Raw genomic sequence first — 21,365 nt, forward strand, 5'->3', positions numbered from 1 at the left:
TTTTTATTTTTCTTGTCTGGTGTATGGAACATATCATTAAGACAAAAATACAAAAAATATCATTATCTCACTGTTCTGCAAAGAAAGAAGTTTATAAAGAAGGATGACATATAGTCTTATTTGGCAATATGAAAATATATTGAGCAAAATCGATAAAAATCTTTTATCGTTTTCGGAAAATACTCTATATTTGTCCCTTGGTCTTCGGGCTTCACCTACATTTCTTGGTTAAATCGGTGAGTCAGACAAAATATGTAAACAAATCGTTCGAGAAAATTAGTTAGGTAAAAATTAAATTTCTTTTATCATGCAAAAGTTGATGTTCTTTTTTTTCTTTCTGATTATTAACGGGAGCATATTTGCCCAGAATCCCGATGAAGTAGCCAGCCGGTTTATGGAACAACTGACAACGTTTCCCCATGAAAAAATATATATACAGACCGATAAAGCAGCTTATTTGTCGGGTGAACGTATTTGGTTCAGGAGCCATGTAGTGGAGGCAACCTCCAATATGCCGGTTTTTTTAAGCCGGTATATATATATTGAACTTTTCAATCCATTTGACCGGATGATGAAGAGAATCAAAATCAGGCCTGACAGCCTCGGTGTCTATTCGGGACATTTCGATTTGGATGAGGAACTTCCCGAAGGGAGTTACACCTTGAGAGCATATACCCGGTACATGAGAAATCAGGGAAACGAGGCTTTCTTTAAAAAAACAATCCAAGTATTGGATCCCTATTCCTTGCAGATTGAATCCATCCCAACTTTTGTTGTAAACGGAAACAAGGTGAATGTAAATTTCAAGTTTGTGAATACCGCAAATGGAGATACTATTGCTCCTGAAATAGTGACCATCCAACTTTCAGACGAAACCGCGAGAAGAATATCCCCGGACAGAAATAATAACTTTAAATGGGATTTTAGTTTAACAAAGAAAAGAAGTAGTCGTAACTTGCTGTTAAGCATAGTGAATAACGGGAGAAAATATAACAGTTTTTATCCGGTTCCTTATGATGCCAATGAATTTGATGTCTCGTTCCATCCGGAGGGAGGTTACCTTATTCCAGACCAGGTTTGTCGGGTAGGTTTTAAAGCGATTAATTCCTCCGGATTAAGTGAAGAGATTGTTGGGACTCTATTTAATTCAAAAGACGAGGCGATTGCCAATTTTAGTTCGATGAAATGCGGTATGGGATTTTTTGATTTCACACCTGTCGAAAATGAGACGTATTATGCTTTTTGTAGGACAAAGAAAAGTGAAACAAAACGGGTAGATCTCCCGGTTTCCGATATCCGCTCAAGAACGGTTTCGGTTGCTTTTACTGATCAAAACCGGATGTTAGTCTCAATGCTGAGAGGCAATGCTGCTCCGAATGATCCTGTATCTGTCCTCGTTCACAATAAAGGGATGGTTTACTTCCATCAACCTTGGGAAGATCCGTCAAAGGCCTACGTTTTCTCTCCCGACATTTTTCCGACCGGCATTATCAGTATTCTTCTGCTGAATGGAAAGAATGAAATTCTCAGCGAACGGTTGTTCTTTAATCACAATAAGAATAGTTTTGCCGGTTTAGATGCGGAATTATCGGCTCCATCGTATAAACGGAGAGAGTTGATCAAATTAAATCTTCGACTGGCAGATTCCGACACCATTGCTTTTGCAGATAACATCGCAATTTCCGTGACCGACAAGAGTATTGTTCAGCCAGACACGGTAAACAGTTTGCTCTCTACTCTTTTGCTCTCTTCCGAATTGAAAGGCTTTATCGAGTCGCCTGCTGCATATTTTGATGGATACGATATAGCGGACATGAATGGTCTCGAAGCATTAATGTTGACGCAGGGATGGAGAAGGTATAATATTCCGGAAGTGCTGAAAGGAAATATAACTGTTCCCAGTCAGTTTGCCCCTGAAGAATTTCAGGAGATAAGCGGAAAATCAGACGCTGTATTTGGGAGTTTGAAGGAAGGAGAGATTAGCCTGTATGCAATGCTGGATACGCTATATAGTGGGGAAACAACGACTGCAGATGACAAAGGACGGTTTTTGTTTAAAGTGGAATATCCTGAAAATACCGAAATCACTGTGCAATCGTTGAGCAAGAAGGGTGGGAAGCGAAACATGATCAATCTCGATATGGAAACTTTTCCGGATGACACATTTTCTACTATTCCCGTGCATGCCGTCGAGACAGTTGATCTAGGCAAATATATACAAAAAGCCGATGAGGAATATAGCCAGAAACACGGTATCCGTTCAATCATGTTGGAAGAGGTGGTTGTAACGGCGCCTCGTATAGAAACATACAAAGAATCAAGATTCTATTCTCCTATCTATGCATCGGGATTGGTTACTGCAGAAGATATTGAAAAACGAAAAATAAGTAGTTTCCGTTCATTGCTGTACACCACTCCCGGTCTAATTGTAAGAAGTGGTGATATAGTGACTACTACCCGGTCTGATCTGCCTGTGTTATTTATTATTGATGATCTCAATTACGAAAATTTCCAGATTGACTGGCTTGACATAGCTGATATCGATAATCTGTTTGTCCTTAAGACCAATGTGATGACTTATGCACCCAACACCGATGGTGCGGTTGTTATAACCACAAAACGTGGTTTCGTACAAAGAAATGTCAAATCCTTGAATATAGACAGGATAAAACCTCTCGGCTATCAGCAACCTGCTGAATTTTATTCTCCTACATACGAAACAGCACAGAAGAGAGAATCGTCTGCATCGGATTTACGTACTACTATCTACTGGAAGCCTAATGTGCAGTTTTCCAAGGAGGGGGAAGTTGTAATAGAATTTTACTCTGCAGACAGACCTACCACTTATCAGGTCGTTGGTGAAGGTGTTGCCAGTTCAGGTAGAATGATTCGTTTGGAGAAAGAGATTACTATACAGGAACCTTAGTTAAATAAGACAAAATCAGAACCGGATGATGGATGAAATTTGATTTTGGTTCTTTTTTCCTGTTATCATTTTCGGAAAATAATCTATATTTGTCTTTGTGTTATTATATTCAGGCTTCACTTGCATTTCCTGTTTAAGTAGGTGAAGGATCAAATAAGATATTTAAACAAAAAATAAAATTCTTTTATCATGCAAAAGTTAATGTTCTTTTTTCTTTTTCTAATTATTAGCGGGGGCATATTTGCTCAGAGTTCCAATGAAGTAGTCAGCCGATTCGTAGAGCAACTGACAGCGTTCCCTCATGAAAAATTATATGTGCAGACAGATAAATCGACTTATCTGTCCGGTGAGCGCGTCTGGTTGAGAAGTCATCTGGTTGAGGCATCCTCCAATATGCCGGTTTTTTTAAGCCGGTATATATATATTGAACTCTTCAATCCTGTTGATAAGTTAATTAAGCGGATTAAAATCAGACCTGACAGTATCGGTGTTTATTCTGGTTATCTCGATTTGGATGAAGAACTTGCCGAAGGGAGCTATACGATAAGAGCATACACCCGATACATGAGAAATCAGGGAAATGAAGCTTTCTTTAAAAAAACAATTCAGGTCCTGGATCCTTACTCTTTGCAAATTGAACCCGTCCCCAGCTTTATTGTAAATGGGAACAAGGTAAATGTAAATTTTAAATTTCTGAATCCCGTAAACCGAGATACAATTGCACCTGAAATTGTGACCATTCAACTTTCAGATGAAACCGCTAGGACTCTTTCCCCCGATAAAAATAATAATTTTAAATGGGAGTTTAATTTAACCAAAAAAAGAAACAATCGGAATTTGTTATTGGGAATTGTGAATAGCGGAAGAAAATATAACAAATTTTATTCGATCCCATATGATGCAAATGAATTTGATGTCTCATTCCACCCCGAAGGAGGTTATCTTGTTCCCGATCAAGTGTGTCGTGTCGGTTTTAAAACCATTAATTCTTCCGGATTAAGTGAAGAGATCTATGGAACACTATTTACGTCAAAAGATGAAGCGATCCTCAATTTTAGTTCGATGAAATTCGGCATGGGATTTTTTGATTTTACTCCTGTGGCTGATGAGACCTATTATGCTCTCTGTAGGACAAAAAATAGTGAGATAAAACGGATAGATCTTCCTGTCGCCGATATTCGCTCAAGAACTGTTTCGGTTATATTGACCGATCAAAATCAGACACTGGTTTCAATGCAGAGGGGTAGTGCTGCTCCAAATGATCCTATATCTCTTCTCATTCACAACAAAGGGATTGTTTATTTCCATCAGCCTTGGGACGATCCATCAAAAGTCTACTCATTTTCATCCGAAAATTTTCCGACCGGCATTATAAGTGTTCTTCTGCTAAATAGTAATAATGAAATTTTAAGCGAACGGTTGATGTTTAATCTCAATAAGAGTAATTTTGCTGATGTGAATGCTGAATTATCGGCACCCGCTTTTAAGAGAAGACAACTCATCAAATTAAATCTGAGATTGGCAGATTCCGATACCATTACTTTTTCTGATAATATCGCAATTTCCGTGACTGATAAAAATGTTGTTCAACCGGATACTGCAAATAGTTTGCTCTCTACTCTTCTGCTCTCTTCCGAATTGAAAGGCTTTATCGAGTCACCTGCTGCATATTTTGATGGATACGATATAGCGGACATGAATGGTCTCGAAGCATTAATGTTGACGCAGGGATGGAGAAGGTATAATATTCCGGAAGTGCTGAAAGGAAATATAACCGTTCCCACGCAGTTTACTCCTGAAGAATTTCAGGAGATAAGCGGAAAATCAGACGCTATATTTGGGAGTTTGAAGGAAGGGGAGATTAGCCTGTATGCAATGTTGGATACGATATATAGTGGGGAAACAACAACTGCTGACAATAAAGGACGGTTTTTGTTTAAAGTGGAATATCCTGAAAATACCGAGATCACTGTGCAATCGTTGAGCAAGAAGGGTGGGAAGCGAAACATGATCAATTTGGATGTGGAAACTTTTCCGGATTATACTTTCTCTACTATCCCCATCCGTGCTTTGATGGCAGCTAATTTGGAAAACTATATGGAAAAAGCCAATGAAGAATATAGCCAGAAACATGGCATTCGTTCAATCATGTTGGATGAGGTGACTGTAACGGCAGAACGTAAAGAAAGTTACAAAGAATCGATGCTTTATTCACCTCTTTATTCGACGGGATTGGTTACTGCGGAGGATATTGAAAAAAGGAAGATGAGTAGTTTTCGTACACTCTTGCTTACTAATCCTAGTCTGATAATTAGGGGAGATGGCACAGTGACTACCACCCAGTCTGATCTGCCTGTATTATTTATAATTGATGATGTGAATTACGATAATTTCCAGATTGAAATGATTGATATCAGTGATATTGATAACCTGTTTGTCATTAAGAGTGATATCGGTATGTTAGGTTATCACCCTATGACATCGGGTGCTGTAGTTATAACGACTAAACGTGGTTTCGTGCAAAAAAATGTCAAATCACTGAACATGGACAGGATAAAACCTCTTGGTTATCAACCCCCAGCTGAATTCTACTCTCCTACGTATGAAACAGCAGAGCAGAAGAAATCATCAGTGGCAGATCTCCGTACTACTATCTACTGGAAACCGAATGTGCAGTTTTCAAAGGAGGGAGAAGCTCAGGTCGAATTTTATTCTGCCGATGCAACAACCACTTATCAGGTAGTGGGTGAAGGTGTTACCAGTTCAGGTAAAATAATTCGATTGGAAAAAGAGATTACTATAGAAACTACCGAGTAATCTGTTTGGTTAAGCGTGATAGTAATCTCGTGATAGTAATCTTATGTGATGTTTTATAAATGATTTATCACGTGCACAGTTTCTATTGCAACAAAGCAGGCTGTTTCCGTCCGTAAACGGGACTTTCCCAACGTGACCGGTATAAAACCGGCTACGATTGCCTTTTCTACCTCAGCCGGGCTGAAATCTCCTTCGGGCCCGATGAGGATAAGGGCATTCTCTCCCTTTTTGTAATGTTGTGCCAACGTTTCCTTGGGAAAGTCATAGCAGTGAGCTATATATTTATCACCGTTGAAAGGCTGTGAGATAAATTTTTCAAAACGGGTTAATTCTTCAATTTCAGGTAGGTAGGCTTGCTGTGATTGCTTCATTGCCGCAATAGCTATTTTCTCCAACCGTTCATTCTTGATCTCTTTGCGTTCGGAATAATGGCTGAGGAGTGGAGTCAACCTATCGATACCGATTTCCACGGCTTTTTCGATGAACCACTCGTTGCGCTCCATCTGTTTAGTAGGAGCGAAAGCAATCTTGAGATTAAAGTTCCACCCTTTGTTTTTCTCTATGCTGTTTTGGATACTTACAATGCACTGTTTGGGATTCGCCTGAAGCAGTACGCATTCATAGAAAAATCCTTTCCCGTCAGTAACGGTCAATTCTTCTCCTTCCCGCATACGGAGTACTTTAACACAGTGTTGTGATTCCTTCTCGGGAAGGAGAGAGTTCTGCCGGATCTCGGGAGCATAGAAAAGTGTATCAGCCATAAGCAACTTCAGGATTTATTCTCCCTCTGGTTTATTTCATCACGTAAGCGGGTTGCTAACTCGTAATTTTCTTCCTTCACTGCATCGTTAAGACGATTCTTCAGAGTATCCAATCGCAAGTCAGACAACTCTTCGTCTTCCTGTGCCGATTCGCTACCTGTCAATTCCGTTGATCCTTCGGGAGCCTGTTCATCGAACACGATCGCCATTTGCTGCATGATCTCCTCTGTAGTGAAAATAGGGGAGTGGGTGCGGATGGCTAATGCTACTGCATCGGAAGTGCGGGAATCAATACGGTACTCTTTGCTATTTTGCATCAGTAACAATTCCGAGAAGAAGGCACCGTCTTCAAACTTGTGAATAAGTACCTCCAGCAATTCAATCCCCATCTCTTTCCAGATAGAACATATCAGGTCATGAGATAGCGGCCTGGGAGGGATAATCCCTTCCATGACGATGGCAATGGATTGTGCTTCAGGTGTACCTATAACAATTGGTAGCCGGCGTATGCCGTCTTCTTCAGCGAATATGAGTGCATAGGCTCCTGCTTGCACCTGGCTGAAAGATATTCCCAACACGGACAGTTTGACTTTTTTTGACACAGTCTATTTGTTTTTTGATTAGAAACAATTGTGTAAATATACTATTTTTTTTATGCAGCAAAGATATATCAAAAGAAAATTTTGTCGATTTGTATGTGAATATAGAAAAAAGATGTACCTTTGCACTCGATTTAAGACACGGTGGATGTAGCTCAGCTGGTTAGAGCGTCGGATTGTGGTTCCGAAGGTCGCGGGTTCGAGCCCCGTTCTCCACCCAAATCTCGCTGAAAGTGAGTTTTTTTATCCTTTTTAGATTTGTTTTAGGTGATCACGTATTTTACATACGTGATTTTTTTTGAATAAATTATCTGATCCTACGTCGGAATTCTGCACAGGTGATTGCCGTAGCTGCCGCAACATTCAATGATTCGGAGGTCGCTCCTCCAACGGGAAAATTAGGAATAAAGAGTTTTTTGTTGATCCTCTTTTCCATTTCGGAGCTGATCCCCCGTCCTTCGCTTCCCATCACAATAAAACCATGGTCGGAAAGCGACGCTGAGTAGATATCTTTCCCTTCCAGAAAAGTGCCGAAGATGGGCTGATCTGATTGTTGCTGGAGGAAGTCGACAAGATCGGTATAATAGACTTTTACACGGGCAATGGCTCCCATGGTAGCTTGTACGGTTTTGGGATTAAAAATATCCGCAGTGTCCTGCGAGCAAATGATATGTTCAATGCCGAACCAGTCGGCGATACGTACGATGGAACCCATATTACCCGGGTCCTGGATGCCGTCCAGAACGAGACATAATTGGTTATCAGGATCGATCTCCTTAATCTCCGGTTTTGAGCGATAAAAAACAGCGATAATTTGGGGTGCCGTTTTCAGAAAAGTAGCCTTTTTCAATTCACTTTCGTCGGCTGTGATTACCTCTTCTGCTTTTAATTCCGAATGGGTCGACAATAAAGAGGGGAGCGCCGCGATCAGTTGACAACGACAGCAACCCAACAGGTCGAGAACCAGTTTTGTCCCTTCGGCGACAAACGTGTTGTGCTCATTACGGAATTTCTTCTCGTTTAACGACCGGATATATTTTATTTTGTTTTTACTTAACATATTCGCTTCGCGTTATTCGTTCGCTCCCCTCTCGTTATTCGGCTTCGCCGTTATTCAAATTCATTTGTTGTTCGGCTTTGCCGTTATTCAGTAGTTATTCATTCACTTCGTTCATGTTATTCGATAGTAACAACTGACCATTAACCGAATTACAATCGAACATCAACTGAAAATCAATCGAGCCAGAGTGTAAAAGTAACAATATTACTTGTGAAGATGACTATTCTATCGCTAAAATCCGCAGGAATATACCAAAAAATGTCTTATTCATATCAATTATTTCAGTGCCCAATTTAAAAAAAGAGTTACCTTTGTGAATAGTAACCCTGTCAACATTAAATTGGGTACAAATTGTATATTAAGACTTTATATTTACCGATATTTTATGAACGATAACACCTTAATGAACAAAGCAGCCGATAACATCAGAATTCTTTCGGCATCTATGGTAGAGCGGGCAAAATCAGGGCATCCCGGCGGAGCAATGGGGGGAGCCGATTTTATCAATGTGCTCTTTTCCGAATTTATAGAGTACGATCCTGAGGATCCTACATGGGATTCGAGAGACCGTTTTTTTCTCGATCCGGGACACATGTCGCCAATGTTGTATTCTGTGCTTTGTCTCAGTGGAAAATATTCTCTGAATGAACTAAAAGAGTTCCGCCAGTGGGGTAGCCCCACACCGGGACATCCCGAGCGTGACATCGCACGGGGCGTGGAAAATACTTCCGGCCCATTGGGTCAAGGTCATGCTTACGCAGCCGGAGCAGCTATCGCTGCCAAGTTCTTGAAGGCAAGGTTGGGAGATATCGTAGATCATACTATCTATAGTTTTATCTCCGACGGGGGCGTCCAGGAAGAAATATCGCAGGGGGTGGGGCGTATTGCCGGTCACTTGGGACTGGACAACCTGATCATGTTTTATGATTCTAATAATATACAGCTTTCCACCACTACTGATGCGGTTACCAGTGAAGATGTAGCGAAAAAATACGAAGCGTGGAACTGGAAAGTAATCACTATCGATGGTAATAATGTGCAAGAAATTCGGAGTGCATTGACGGAAGCGAAAGCGGAAAAGAATAAGCCAACGCTGATCATAGGAAATACCGTGATGGGACGTGGTGCATTGGCTGCTGATTGTACCTCATTTGAATGTCAGGTATCTACACACGGACAACCATTAAGCGCTGCAGGTGCCGATTTCGGGCAGACTATCAGGAATTTGGGCGGTGATCCCGAAAACCCGTTCGTGATTTTTTCCGAAGTGGAAAGCTTGTATGCAAAACGCAGAGAAGAACTGAAAGAGATTGTATCTGCAAAAAGAGCCAAACAGGAAGAATGGATCAAAAATAATCCCGAGTTGGCGGAAAAGAAACGCAAATGGTTCTCCCGTGAACTGCCTTCTATCGACTGGTCGGCCATTCAGCAAAAACCGAATTGCGCCACCCGTGCCGCTTCGGCAACTGTGTTGGGTGAATTGGCCAAACAAGTGGAGAATATGATCGTAGCATCTGCCGATCTTTCTAATTCGGATAAGACTGATGGCTTCTTGAAATATACGAAAGCACTTGCCAAGGATGATTTCACAGGTGCTTTCCTGCAGGCCGGGGTTTCAGAATTTACCATGTCTTGCCTTAGCATTGGGATGAGTTTACACGGAGGGGTTATTCCTGCCTGTGGTACATTCTTCGTTTTCTCCGATTATATGAAGCCGTCTATTAGAGTCGCGGCACTTATGGGAACGCCGGTCATCTTTATATGGACACACGATGCCTTCCGCGTAGGGGAAGACGGACCTACCCATCAACCTATAGAACATGAGGCACAAATACGGCTGATGGAGAAATTGCAAAACCATCATGGTAAGAACTCGATGCTGGTGCTTCGCCCTGCCGATGCCAATGAAACCACTGTTGCCTGGAAAATGGCAATGGAAAACGATGGAACTCCTACAGGACTGATCCTCTCCCGTCAGGATATCAAAGATATTCCTGCTTCCGAATCGCGTTTCAGTGAAGCACTGAATGCTGAAAAGGGAGCTTATATCGTGCAGGATGAAGCTGGTTATGATGTGATATTACTTGCTTCCGGATCGGAAGTGGCTACTTTGGTTGAAGGTGCCGAACTGTTGAGGGCGGACGGGGTGAAGGTACGTATAGTTTCCGTTCCGTCGGAAGGATTGTTCAGGGCCCAATCATCCGACTATCAGGAAGCGGTGTTGCCCAAGGGAAAGAAGAAGTTTGGTCTTACCGCAGGCCTTCCCGTGACACTGGAAGGGTTGGTCGGAGCCGATGGCTCAGTCTGGGGAATGAGATCATTTGGATTTTCAGCTCCCTATAAAGTGCTCGACGAAAAACTGGGCTATACCGGTAATAATGTGTATGAACAGGTAAAAAAACTGTTATAATATAAAGAAAGGATGACTGTCGGCAGTTATAGCCGGCGGTCGTCCCTGCTTAAAACAATCAACATGTCTTTATTCAATAATTCAGAAAAACCGATAGGTCTGGCATCCGACCATGCGGGCTATAAGGCTAAGCGTTTTATCATCAAAATACTGGAAGAAAGAGGGATTCCTTACAAGGATTTTGGTGCCTATTCAGAGGAGAGCAGTGATTATCCCGATTTTGCCCATCTCTTGGCATTGGCCGTCGAAAACGACGAATGCTACCCGGGTGTGGCTATCTGTGGAACAGGAATTGGGATTAGTATCGCTCTGAATAAGCATCAGGGTGTTCGTGCTGCTTTGTGCTGGAATTCGGAAGTGGCTTTGCTTGCCCGCGCACATAACGATGCAAACGTACTCGCACTGCCAGGCCGGTTGCTGAGTGAAGAGGAAATCTATGAAATACTGGTGACGTTCCTGAATACTCCATTTGAAGGAGGAAGGCATCAGAGAAGGGTCGATAAGATTTCTTGCGGATAATTTCAGGTTAATGTATTTCTTCTAATATACCAAAGAAGATAATGAAAAAATATACTGTACTTCTATTATTGCAATGTATTCTCTGGCTCGGTTGCACTGATATGGGCATGCAGTTTGATAACCATCCGAAGGGTAATTTCGAAGCATTATGGACTATTCTGGACCGGAATTACTGTTTCTTCGAATATAAGGATATCGATTGGAATGCTGTATACAATGAATATAGTGCACGGATCACATCCGATATGGATAATGATGGTCTCTTTAAACTCATGGGGGAGATGCTTGCGGAATTGAAGGATGGCCATGTAAATCTATCTGCTGCTCATGATATGACCCGCTACTGGGAATGGCAGGAGGATTATCCGGTAAATTTTGATCTCTCTGTGCAGAAGCATTATCTTGGAAAAGACTACCGTATCGCTTCCGGAATGAGGTATAAGATATTGGAAGATAATATCGGATACATTTATTACGGGAGTTTTTCCAATGATGTGGGACCCGGAAATATTGACGTGGTATTGAATAGAATGGCCCTTTGCAAGGGACTTATCTTTGATGTGAGAAGTAATGGAGGTGGTAGTCTTACCAATGTAGAAAAGCTTACAAGCCGTTTTTTCAACGAACGGCAACTAATTGGCTATATATCACATAAAGTGGGACCCGGACATAACGATTTTTCTTCTCTCTATCCAAAATATGTGGAGAGTTCCGATAGGATACGATATCAGAAACCGGTGGTTGTTCTTACCAACAGAGGATGTTATAGTGCTACTAATGAATTTGTCAGCATTATGAAATATGCACCCAATGTAACTATCATGGGAGATAAAACAGGGGGAGGCAGCGGATTGCCGTTTACCTCCGAGTTACCCAATGGTTGGTCGGTTCGTTTTTCCGCATCTCCTATGTTCAACGCGGAGAAAGAACATATCGAGTTCGGTGTCGAGCCTGATATATATGTGGATATGCAGGAAGAAGACAGGACCAAGAACCTGGATACTATTATCGAAAAAGCGAGGGAATTATTAAAGAATCAATAATCCTTATTACAGGAAATGGATTATCAAGCTAAAATAAAATAGTATATTGGCAGTGTACTAATAAAGCAATAGCCATATGATGTTTGCAGAAAAGATTTATGTTGAAAGAAGAGAGATATTGAAGAAGAAGTTCCAGACAGGAAAACTGCTTTTTCTTGGTAATGATGAGAGTGGTATCAATTATGCCGATAATACTTATTTCTACCGTCAGGATAGCACATTCCTCTATTACTTCGGAGTCAGCAAACCCGATCTGATCGCGTTGATTGATATCGATGAGGATAAGGAGTATATCTTTGGTGATGATCCTACTATCGATTTAATTGTATGGACCGGCTCACAACCTAAGATCAGTGAGTTGGCCGAAAAGGCCGGCATCAGGTATACGGACGATTTGACTGCATTCAGGAAGAAGATCGCAGGATTCGACAGGCAGTCGGTGAAATATCTGCCGCCCTATCGTGGAGAGCATTTTCTCAAATTAAATGATTTCCTTGGCTATTCGGTAGCGGAAACAACTGCAAAGGCAAGCAGAGAACTGATCGTGGCTATTGCTGATCAACGTAATATCAAATCGGAAGAGGAGATCGAAGAAATAGAAAGGGCTATTGATGTGACAGCCGATATGCATTTCGCGGCTATGCATTATGCCTGTGCGGGTATGACTGAGGCTCAGGTCACCGCGAAAGTAAATGAAGTGGCCATCGCGGCCGGAGGAAACCTCTCTTTCCCGATTATTGGCACTATCAACGGACAATTCCTGCATAACCATTATCACGGTAACATACTTAAGGAAGGAGACCTGTTTCTTCTGGATGCAGGATACGAAACGCCACTGGGATATGCCGGCGATATGAGCAGTACCTTCCCCGTATCCCGCAAATTTAGCGAGCGGCAGAAAGAGATATATCGTATCACCCTCGATGCGCATTATAAAGCGATTGAACTGGCAAAGCCGGGAGTCAATTTCAGGGATGTTCATCTGCAGGTTGGTGAGGTCCTCTTCGACGGCCTCAAAGCTTTGGGATTGACCAAAGGTGAAACAAAAGAGGCTGTCGCCAATGGCGCGCATGCTCTTTTCTTTCCATGTGGTACCGGACACCTCATGGGGTTGGATGTGCACGATATGGAAAATCTGGGCGAACAGATTGTGGGTTATGGAGGCGTAGCTAAAAGTACTCAGTTTGGACTGAAATCACTCCGTCTGGGACGTGAATTGCAACCGGGCTTTGTCTTGACCATCGAACCGGGAATTTATTTCATTCCGGAATTGATCGATCACTGGCAAAGCAATAAAATAAACAGTGATTTTATTAATTTCGACCAGGTCAATAAATATCGGGATTTCGGAGGTATTCGTAATGAAGAAGATATCCTGATTACCGAAACCGGTAACCGGGTGCTCGGAAAGCCACTGGCTAAAACCATTGAGGAAGTGGAAACCGAACGGGAAAAAGCTTGGCTTGGTTAATATGCCAATATGCTAATGTACCAACGTCAACACATAGTCACACTCTATCATAACAATGGGAAACGACTGTTTTCCTGTTGGATGTGTTGATGTGCTCTCTTCTATTCGTTTTTTATTACTCTGATTTTGGGGTAATTCCTCTTTTCTGCTTATATCCTTAAAAAATTACGAATATGTTTGAAGAGCTTAAAATAAAAAACAGTATCCCTGAACGGAAATCAAACCAGGAGGGTAATTTCTACAATAATAATTCCTCAAAACCGGGAATGAACGATCGGATACGTGCTCTCCGTGAAGAGAGCATCTCTACCCCGGCATCCCTTTCCATCGAACGTGCCCTGATACAAACCGCATTCTATAGGGAAAACGACGGTAAATATGCTATCCCTGTGATGCGTGGGATAAACTTTCTGGAGATCTGCGGGAAGAAGAGTATCTATATCGGAACGAATGAACTCATTGTTGGCGAACGGGGCGAAAAACCCAAGGCGGTTTATACTTTTCCCGAGTTGACATGCCACTCGGTGGAAGATTTGACCGTACTGAATACGCGTGAACAGCAACGTTATGTGATCAGTGAGGAGAATATCGATACTTATCGTCGGGAGGTAATACCCTATTGGAGAGGTCGCTCACAGCGTGACCGCATATTCGACCATGTTCCCGATGAATGGAAAGCGGCTTACGAAGCCGGCCTCTTTACCGAATTCATGGAGCAGCGCGCGCCTGGTCATACATGCATGGATGGTAAAATCTATCAAAAAGGAATGCTTGATTTCAAAAGGGAAATCGAGGAAGAAATTGCCAAGCTCGATTATTGCAACGATCCGGAAGCACTTGATAAGGAAGGCCAGTTACGTGGTATGGCTATATCCTGCGACGCGATCATCCGCTTGGCGGAGCGTCATGCTGAGAAAGCGGAGGAATTGGTGCAAAATGAGAAAGATGCTCAACGCATTGAAGAGTTAAAACGTATTGCCGAAGTCTGCCGGTGGGTGCCGGCGCATGCACCCCGTAACTTCTGGGAAGCGATCCAGATGTACTGGTTTATTCACCTGGGTGTAATTACCGAACTGAACGGTTGGGATGCGTTCAACCCCGGTCATTTCGACCAGCACCTGGCGCCATTCTATAAAAATGATATTGAAAAAGGTACACTGACCCGTGAGGAAGCAAAAGAACTGCTCTGCTGCTTCTGGATCAAGGTGAACAACCAGCCGGCACCTCCCAAAGTGGGCATTACCGCCAATGAAAGCGGTACCTACAACGATTTCACCAATATCAATATAGGTGGTGTGAAACCCGACGGTTCGGATGGAGTGAACGATGTTTCCTACCTGATGCTCGAAGTGATCGAGGAGTTGCATATCCTCCAACCGGGTAATTCGGTGCATATCGCTTCGGTAACGCCGAATCGTTTCCTACATGCCGCCATCAAGGTGATCCGTCAGGGGCACGGTTATCCGTCGGTATTCAATCCCGATGTCTATATCCAGGAGATGTTGCGTTCTGGAAAATCACTGAGAGATGCCAGAGAAGGAGGATGCAGCGGATGTATCGAAGTAGGTGCGTTCGGGAAAGAGGCTTACCTGCTGACGGGCTATCTCAATGTACCCAAGATATTGGAAATTACCCTATTCAACGGTATCAATCCGGTAACCGGAAAAAAGGTGGGAATCGAGACGGGAGATCCTAGGAATTTCAGATTCTATGAAGAATTGTACCAAGCCTTTTATACCCAGCTGAAATATATTATCGACCTGAAAATAAGGGTCAATCATTATATAGACCGGATGTATGCCCGTTATTTTCCGGCTACATTCTTGTCGGTACTGATGGATGATTGTATTAAAAAAGGGAAGGATTATTACAACGGCGGTCCACGCTACAATACCACTTATATTCAATGTACCGGTCTGGGAACGGTAACTGATTCTCTTTCAGTCCTGAAGAAACATGTATTCGAAGTGAAAGATATCCGAATGGACCAATTGCTGTACGCTGTCTCTGTCAATTTCGAAGGAGAAGAGTTATTGCGGCAGAGGATTATCAACCATACGCCATTCTTTGGGAACGACGATGATTACGCTGATGAGATTGCGGTGAAGGTATATGACGATATGTTCGACCTGATCGATGGTCGACCCAACGGGAAACAGGGGGGGAAATATCATCTGAATATGTTATCTACCACCTGCCACAACTATTTTGGCAACGTGATGGGTGCTATGCCCAACGGACGGTTGACCGGAAAAGCCATTTCCGATGGTACATCGCCTTCGCACGGATGTGATACGCATGGCCCTTCTGCAGTGATTCGTTCATTGGGCAAACTGGATCAGGTGAAATCGGGCGGTACGCTTTTAAATCTTCGCTTCCTGCCCAGCCTCCTCCGGCGCGATGAAGATGTGGCAAAACTAGGAAACCTTATCCGGAGTTATTTTGCACAGGGAGGTCATCATGTGCAGTTCAATATTGTGGATACAGCTACCCTGATCGCTGCCCGCGACAACCCCGAGGAATACAAGGATCTGTTGGTACGGATGGCGGGTTACAGCGATTATTTCAATGATATGCACGAAACCCTTAAACAGGAGATCATCGAACGAACCGAAAACGAATCGTTTTAAACCGGAAGTCAATGCCATTTCTCTTCGACATAAAACGGTACTCAATCAATGATGGCCCGGGAGTGCGTGTTACTGTCTTTTTCAAAGGCTGTCCGCTTTCTTGTCGCTGGTGTCATAATCCTGAAAGTATCTCTTTTAAAACCGAAAAGCTATATAATAAAAGCAAGTGTATCGAATGTGGATCGTGTGTGGCGGTATGTCCTGAGAATGCATTGACGCTAACAAAAACGGATGGTGTAGTTACCGATTTCGAAAAGTGTATCCTCTGCGGGAAATGTGCCGAAGTATGTCCTACCAAAGCGATAGAGATGAGCGGTCGGAACTATTCCGAAGAGGAGGTGATGACTGCCGTATTGAAGGAAACCAATATGATGGATGCGTCGGGTGGGGGAGTGACCTTCTCCGGCGGTGAACCCCTGATGTACCCCGAAGCGTTGAAACCCCTGCTGATCCGGTGTGGAGAGGAAGGTATCCACCGTGCAGTCGATACTTCTGGCAGTGTGAAATCATCTGTAGTAGAAGATATATTGCCTTATACAGATCTTTTCCTCTATGATCTGAAGGTGATGGATCCACAGATTCATCGTAAGTGGATCGGTGCGGATAATATGCTTATCCTGAAAAATCTCAGGTTGATTTCCGATCACGACAAGGAGTATCATATTCGAATCCCACTGGTGGAGGGAGTGAATACTGATGATAAAAACATAATCAATACAATCTCTTTTTTGAACGGGTTACGACGAAAACCTACTGTGGTAGGATTGCTTCCCTATCATAATATCGCCTCAAAGAAATATGAAAAATTAGGAAGGAGTTATAACGAAGAGGGTATGGCAGAGCCGTCAAAAGAGAGTGTTTCACGCATCCATACCCTTTTTACGGAAAACGGATTGAATGCAATGGTAGGTGGTTGATGCAGCAACAAAATATTATAATCATATGAAACAAACACTGGGAATTATTTTTCTGTTTTTACTCATTTTGGGTTGTCGGAATTCAGCAAATCAAAAATCGACACGATCTCAAGGAGTAATAGGGGTAAGTGGGACAAACGACCTGATCCAACTGGTAGATACTCCGGAAATAACTATACCGCCGGTTACCCTGAACCTGGATCCTTTTTACAAAAAATATATGAATGTAAACGGAATTCATGTAATCAGTTCGTGGAGGGTTCCTGATTCCTGCTTTTATTCAGTATATATCACCATGAAAGCACTCACCGATATGTTGCCAGACAAGGTGCTCGAGTCGATGACAAGCCGGGATACCCGGATCGGAATCATGGCAAGGTATGAAGGCACCACGGACATACCTGAACATGCTTATTTGGCCAATGATACTTCCCTGAACTGGGATGTTCGTGCACGGGGATTGGGAGGAACACTCGAGTTACCATTGACTACCTGTGCCGAGGAGAATATTTTGGCGTATCAGATAGATAAATATCATGCAGAAGATATTCTCATTCATGAATTTGCACATACTATACACAATGTAGGTATTTCACCGGTAGTTCCTGAATTTAACGGTCGTCTGGAAGCGTTATTGGATACCGCTCTCAAAAATGGACGATGGATCAATACATATACTGCCACCAATATCTGGGAATATTGGGCCGAAGGTGTGCAGTGTTGGTTTAATGTCAACGCGGAAATAGATAACGACGGAGGGGACGGGAAACACAATAAAGTGAATACGCGGGAAGAACTGAAATCATATGATCCCGGATTGTACGGGATATTATCCGAATACTTTCCCACCACAAACCAAAGAATCAGTCGTCATAAAACAGAGAATCTGTATAATTGGGAGAAATAATGATCCGGATTATTCACATCATATGAAACAGGCAATTTAAAAAAGAGAAATGAAATCGAATTACTAATATTCCTATAAATATTCAATGATATGAAACCTTTGTACACCTATCTTTTTTTCTTCCAGATCTTTGTGCTTTCTGTCTCGGCACAAAGTACGGACAGTCTATATCGGCTGGCGGATACTTTTCATGAGCGATTCGGCTCAAAGTACTATTACAATAGTACCAACGTGAGGGCGATCAACGATGCGCATGCTTTTGTCTATCTCTCACAAACCCCAAAAGGAAGAGAGTTCTACCTGATCGATATACAACAGAAAACGCAGAAGAGCGCATTCGACCAGGAACGACTTGCCGTATCCCTTTCGAAAGTATTGAATAAGGAAACTGATCCTTATAATCTTCCTTTCCAGCAGTTCAGGTTTAATAACCGGCAAGACTCCATCTTTTTCCGTATCGGTACGACCGATTATTATGCTGCTTTGGGTGATTACAACGTGGCAATGGCGAAGGAACAAAGCTGGAGGAGGGATACCTATTGGAGCACGCTCTTCAAGGAAGACTCGAAGGAAAGGGTTGCCTCTCCCGATAGAAAAAAAGAAGCTTATATCTCCGAAGGGAATCTCTGGGTGAGGGATCGGGAGACGGGAAAAAGTAGGAAATTAAGCGACGACGGCTCACCCTATGAGTACTATTCGTCGAATATCTACTGGTCGCCCGACTCCAGAAAGATCGTATGCTGCAAATACCGTCCCGGAGCGGATCGCCAATTGACATTGATCTCCTCTTCCCCGCAGGATCAGTTGCAACCTAAAATTGAAACCCTCGATTATCTGAAACCGGGAGACGCATTGCCGGTAAGGCGTCCCGTAGCTTTCCTTCTGGAGGAAGAGAAAGTGATTCCTTTTGATGTGCCTGAAGTCGACTCGCAATACGATCTGAACAATATAAAGTGGGATAAGGGAAGTGATTTCTTCACCTTCGATTTTAATAAGAGAGGCCATCAGCAATTTATCATTTATGCTGGAGATATTCAATCCGAAGCACTGCGTCCGGTGATAAAGGAGGAGAGTCCCACCTTTATTTATTATTACAACCTTTACCAGTATTGGTTTAAAGACAGTCCCGAACTATTGTGGATCTCGGAACGTGATGGATGGCGGCATCTCTACCTGTATGATGTGCTGACTGGAAAAGTGAAGAAGCAACTTACCAAAGGAGAGTGGGTTGTGAAAAGTGTGGAAAATGTGGATGAGAAGAACAGGCGGCTTATCTTTAAAGGGTGTGGTATGGATGAGAATGAAGATCCCTATCTGGAGAAATATTATACATTGGATATGAATAACGGGAAGATAACAGCGCTTACTCCCGAGAATGCCCAGCACAATGTTACTTTTACCAAAGATTATAAGTATATATTTGATCTCTATTCAAGAGTGGATCTGGCACCCACCATGGTAGTCCGTTCTGTGGAGGATAAAGGGAAAATCGTCTATAAACCCGAAATACAGCCGGATATTTCAAAAGTGGTTGATGCCGGTTGGCGGATGCCGGAAGTTTTCTCTGCCAAGGGACGGGACGGAAAAACCGACATCTGGGGAGTGATTATCCGCCCGTCCAATTTCGATCCGGCTAAAAAATATCCGGTAATCGAATATATATATGCCGGACCGCACGACTCGCATGTGCCGAAATCTTTTGCCGTGGAACAAAGGACCAGCGCCTTGTCCGAAATGGGCTTTATCACGGTGATGATTGACGGGATGGGAACGGCTAACCGATCCAAAGCGTTTCACGATGTCTGCTGGAAGAACCTCAACGATGCCGGATTCCCTGATAGGATTGCATGGTTAAGGAGTACTGCAGAAAAATACCCGGAAATAGATATCGAACGGATGGGTATTTACGGGATGTCGGCTGGTGGACAGAATACCATGTCGGGACTTCTGTCCTATCCCGATTTTTACAAAGTAGGGGTCGCCTCTTGCGGCTGCTACGATAACCGGATGGACAAGATATGGTGGAACGAGCAGTGGATGGGGTATCCTATCGGTAAACATTATGAAGAGAATTCGAATGTGGTGAATGCGCATCTCCTGAAAGGGAAACTGCTGCTGCTGCTCGGTGAAATGGACAATAATGTGGATCCGTCCAGCACCTTGCAACTGGTCAATGAGTTGATCAAACATGATAAGGAGTTCGAATTCGTGATGCTTCCCGGTGCCCGGCATACCATGGGCGAAAAATATGGAGAAAGAAAGCGGCGCGACTTTTTCGTGAAACATCTCTTGGGTAAGCAGACACCGGAGTGGAATAGATAGAGGTAAGACTATTAGAATCAAGACTATTAGAGCCAAGACTGTTAGACTGTTCCCCGGTAGGCTGTTTTCCATATATTAGGTCTGCTGGGGAATATTGTATACCTTTGTGCAAAATTTAGGTTATAAGCATTTTATGGTGAAAGCAATATTTTTTGATATTGACGGTACATTGGTCAGTTTCAATACACATCGGATACCCGATTCCACCCGGAAAGCGATCGAGATGATCAGGAACAAGGGAATTAAAGTATTTATCGCTACCGGCAGGCATTTTTCAGTCATCAATAATCTGGAGGATATTGAATTCGACGGATATATTACGATGAACGGCTGTTATTGTCTGGAAGGTAGGGATAAGTTGATATTTAAAAAGAGTATCGATCAGACGGATGTCAATAATTTTATCGATTATCTGCAGCAAGTGAGGGAGTTCCCTTGTCTTTTTGTCGAAGAAAACAGGCTTTCACTGAATTATATCGATGAGGAGATGAAGTACCTGATGCAGTTGCTGAAACAGGAAGAAATGGTCCCGGAGAATGGTTTGGATTATTACCGGGATAAGGAGCTGTTCCAGTTGACTGCTTTCTTCAAAGATCCGGAAGAAAAAGAAATCATGAGTCACTTACCCAACAGTTCCTCCATGCGGTGGTATCCCACTTTTACCGATGTCATCGCCAAAGGTGTGGACAAGGGTGTCGGCATCGACCAGTTCTGTAATTATTATGGATTCTCAATCGATGAAACCATGGCATTCGGCGATGGAGGCAACGATATCGAGATGCTTCAGCATGCCGGTATCGGTATAGCTATGGGAAATGCCAATGATGAAGTCAAGCAAGCCGCCGATTATGTCACCGATTCAGTCGATAATGACGGTGTCTTTAAAGCCCTGAGACATTTTGGGGTGATCTGAAAAAAGTTAATTATCAAAACGATATCGGAGAACAGATGAAAATATATTTCATCCGTTCTCCGATATTATT

At 42.8% G+C, this 21,365-nt stretch carries 14 protein-coding genes and 1 tRNA gene; 12 read left to right on the forward strand and 3 right to left on the reverse strand.

Going from position 1 to position 21,365, the window contains the following annotated elements; all coding sequences use genetic code 11:
• Positions 1 to 307 precede the first annotated feature (307 nt).
• Both VB073_RS11145 and VB073_RS11150 read left to right on the forward strand, forming a co-directional pair.
• Positions 308 to 2,926 (forward strand): MG2 domain-containing protein, encoded by a 2,619-nt coding sequence (locus VB073_RS11145; protein ID WP_323404241.1) that lies wholly within the window; start codon positions 308 to 310, stop codon positions 2,924 to 2,926.
• 189 nt (positions 2,927 to 3,115) lie between these two features.
• A complete protein-coding gene (locus VB073_RS11150; RefSeq protein ID WP_323404242.1) occupies positions 3,116 to 5,743 on the forward strand; it encodes an MG2 domain-containing protein in 2,628 nt (875 codons plus the stop codon).
• 53 nt (positions 5,744 to 5,796) lie between these two features.
• Here the strand turns inward: VB073_RS11150 and VB073_RS11155 are convergent, their stop codons facing one another.
• Both VB073_RS11155 and VB073_RS11160 read right to left on the reverse strand, forming a co-directional pair.
• Entirely contained in the window at positions 5,797 to 6,504 is a 708-nt protein-coding gene (locus tag VB073_RS11155; protein ID WP_323404243.1) for a 16S rRNA (uracil(1498)-N(3))-methyltransferase, read from the reverse strand.
• Between the two features lie 8 nt (positions 6,505 to 6,512).
• Positions 6,513 to 7,106 (reverse strand): bifunctional nuclease domain-containing protein, encoded by a 594-nt coding sequence (locus VB073_RS11160; RefSeq protein ID WP_323404244.1) that lies wholly within the window; start codon positions 7,104 to 7,106, stop codon positions 6,513 to 6,515.
• A 140-nt stretch (positions 7,107 to 7,246) separates the two neighbouring features.
• Between VB073_RS11160 and VB073_RS11165 the strand changes: the two genes are divergently transcribed.
• Positions 7,247 to 7,322: transfer RNA gene (locus tag VB073_RS11165), tRNA-His, on the forward strand.
• Positions 7,323 to 7,410: 88 nt separating this feature from the next.
• On the opposite strand, the gene VB073_RS11170 is transcribed toward VB073_RS11165, so the two are convergent.
• Positions 7,411 to 8,163: an RNA methyltransferase gene (locus VB073_RS11170; RefSeq protein ID WP_323404245.1), complete on the reverse strand. Its 753-nt coding sequence runs from the start codon at positions 8,161 to 8,163 to the stop codon at positions 7,411 to 7,413.
• 385 nt (positions 8,164 to 8,548) lie between these two features.
• Between VB073_RS11170 and VB073_RS11175 the strand changes: the two genes are divergently transcribed.
• The 9 genes from VB073_RS11175 (at position 8,549) to VB073_RS11215 (ending at position 21,295) form a co-directional block, all read left to right on the forward strand.
• Positions 8,549 to 10,573 (forward strand): transketolase, encoded by a 2,025-nt coding sequence (locus VB073_RS11175; protein ID WP_323404246.1) that lies wholly within the window; start codon positions 8,549 to 8,551, stop codon positions 10,571 to 10,573.
• A 63-nt stretch (positions 10,574 to 10,636) separates the two neighbouring features.
• Entirely contained in the window at positions 10,637 to 11,092 is a 456-nt protein-coding gene (gene rpiB, locus VB073_RS11180) for a ribose 5-phosphate isomerase B (protein ID WP_323404247.1), read from the forward strand.
• A gap of 41 nt (positions 11,093 to 11,133) precedes the next feature.
• Entirely contained in the window at positions 11,134 to 12,135 is a 1,002-nt protein-coding gene (locus VB073_RS11185) for a S41 family peptidase (protein ID WP_323404248.1), read from the forward strand.
• Positions 12,136 to 12,214: 79 nt separating this feature from the next.
• The gene (locus tag VB073_RS11190; protein ID WP_323404287.1) at positions 12,215 to 13,606 is read left to right on the forward strand and encodes an aminopeptidase P family protein; all 1,392 of its coding nucleotides are present in this window, start codon (positions 12,215 to 12,217) and stop codon (positions 13,604 to 13,606) included.
• Positions 13,607 to 13,872: 266 nt separating this feature from the next.
• Positions 13,873 to 16,236 carry a trans-4-hydroxy-L-proline dehydratase gene (hypD, locus tag VB073_RS11195; RefSeq protein WP_323404288.1) on the forward strand — a complete coding sequence of 788 codons (2,364 nt, stop codon included), beginning with the start codon at positions 13,873 to 13,875 and terminating at the stop codon, positions 16,234 to 16,236.
• 11 nt (positions 16,237 to 16,247) lie between these two features.
• Complete coding sequence (locus VB073_RS11200; protein ID WP_323404249.1) at positions 16,248 to 17,153, forward strand: glycyl-radical enzyme activating protein; 906 nt, start codon at positions 16,248 to 16,250, stop codon at positions 17,151 to 17,153.
• Positions 17,154 to 17,178: 25 nt separating this feature from the next.
• Positions 17,179 to 18,060 carry a hypothetical protein gene (locus tag VB073_RS11205; protein ID WP_323404250.1) on the forward strand — a complete coding sequence of 294 codons (882 nt, stop codon included), beginning with the start codon at positions 17,179 to 17,181 and terminating at the stop codon, positions 18,058 to 18,060.
• Positions 18,061 to 18,150: 90 nt separating this feature from the next.
• Positions 18,151 to 20,382, forward strand: a complete 2,232-nt coding sequence (locus VB073_RS11210; protein ID WP_323404251.1) for a DPP IV N-terminal domain-containing protein — start codon at positions 18,151 to 18,153, stop codon at positions 20,380 to 20,382.
• A gap of 133 nt (positions 20,383 to 20,515) precedes the next feature.
• Complete coding sequence (locus VB073_RS11215; RefSeq protein WP_323404252.1) at positions 20,516 to 21,295, forward strand: Cof-type HAD-IIB family hydrolase; 780 nt, start codon at positions 20,516 to 20,518, stop codon at positions 21,293 to 21,295.
• The last annotated feature ends 70 nt before the right edge of the window (positions 21,296 to 21,365 follow it).

It is taken from the genome of Proteiniphilum sp. (assembly GCF_034927365.1).
In the GTDB taxonomy this organism is placed as follows: Bacteria; Bacteroidota; Bacteroidia; order Bacteroidales; family Dysgonomonadaceae; genus Proteiniphilum.

Bases quoted from the DNA above. Each gene is read 5' to 3' on its own strand.
- VB073_RS11210 (WP_323404251.1), top strand. From the start codon at position 18,151: ATGAAACCTTTGTACACCTATCTTTTTTTCTTCCAGATCTTTGTGCTT.
- hypD (WP_323404288.1), top strand. From the start codon at position 13,873: ATGAACGATCGGATACGTGCTCTCCGTGAAGAGAGCATCTCTACCCCG.
- VB073_RS11155 (WP_323404243.1), bottom strand. From the start codon at position 6,504: ATGGCTGATACACTTTTCTATGCTCCCGAGATCCGGCAGAACTCTCTC.
- VB073_RS11175 (WP_323404246.1), top strand. From the start codon at position 8,549: ATGAACGATAACACCTTAATGAACAAAGCAGCCGATAACATCAGAATT.
- VB073_RS11200 (WP_323404249.1), top strand. From the start codon at position 16,248: ATGCCATTTCTCTTCGACATAAAACGGTACTCAATCAATGATGGCCCG.
- VB073_RS11190 (WP_323404287.1), top strand. From the start codon at position 12,215: ATGTTTGCAGAAAAGATTTATGTTGAAAGAAGAGAGATATTGAAGAAG.
- VB073_RS11185 (WP_323404248.1), top strand. From the start codon at position 11,134: ATGAAAAAATATACTGTACTTCTATTATTGCAATGTATTCTCTGGCTC.
- VB073_RS11150 (WP_323404242.1), top strand. From the start codon at position 3,116: ATGCAAAAGTTAATGTTCTTTTTTCTTTTTCTAATTATTAGCGGGGGC.
- VB073_RS11145 (WP_323404241.1), top strand. From the start codon at position 308: ATGCAAAAGTTGATGTTCTTTTTTTTCTTTCTGATTATTAACGGGAGC.
- VB073_RS11215 (WP_323404252.1), top strand. From the start codon at position 20,516: ATGGTGAAAGCAATATTTTTTGATATTGACGGTACATTGGTCAGTTTC.
- VB073_RS11205 (WP_323404250.1), top strand. From the start codon at position 17,179: ATGAAACAAACACTGGGAATTATTTTTCTGTTTTTACTCATTTTGGGT.
- rpiB (WP_323404247.1), top strand. From the start codon at position 10,637: ATGTCTTTATTCAATAATTCAGAAAAACCGATAGGTCTGGCATCCGAC.
- VB073_RS11170 (WP_323404245.1), bottom strand. From the start codon at position 8,163: ATGTTAAGTAAAAACAAAATAAAATATATCCGGTCGTTAAACGAGAAG.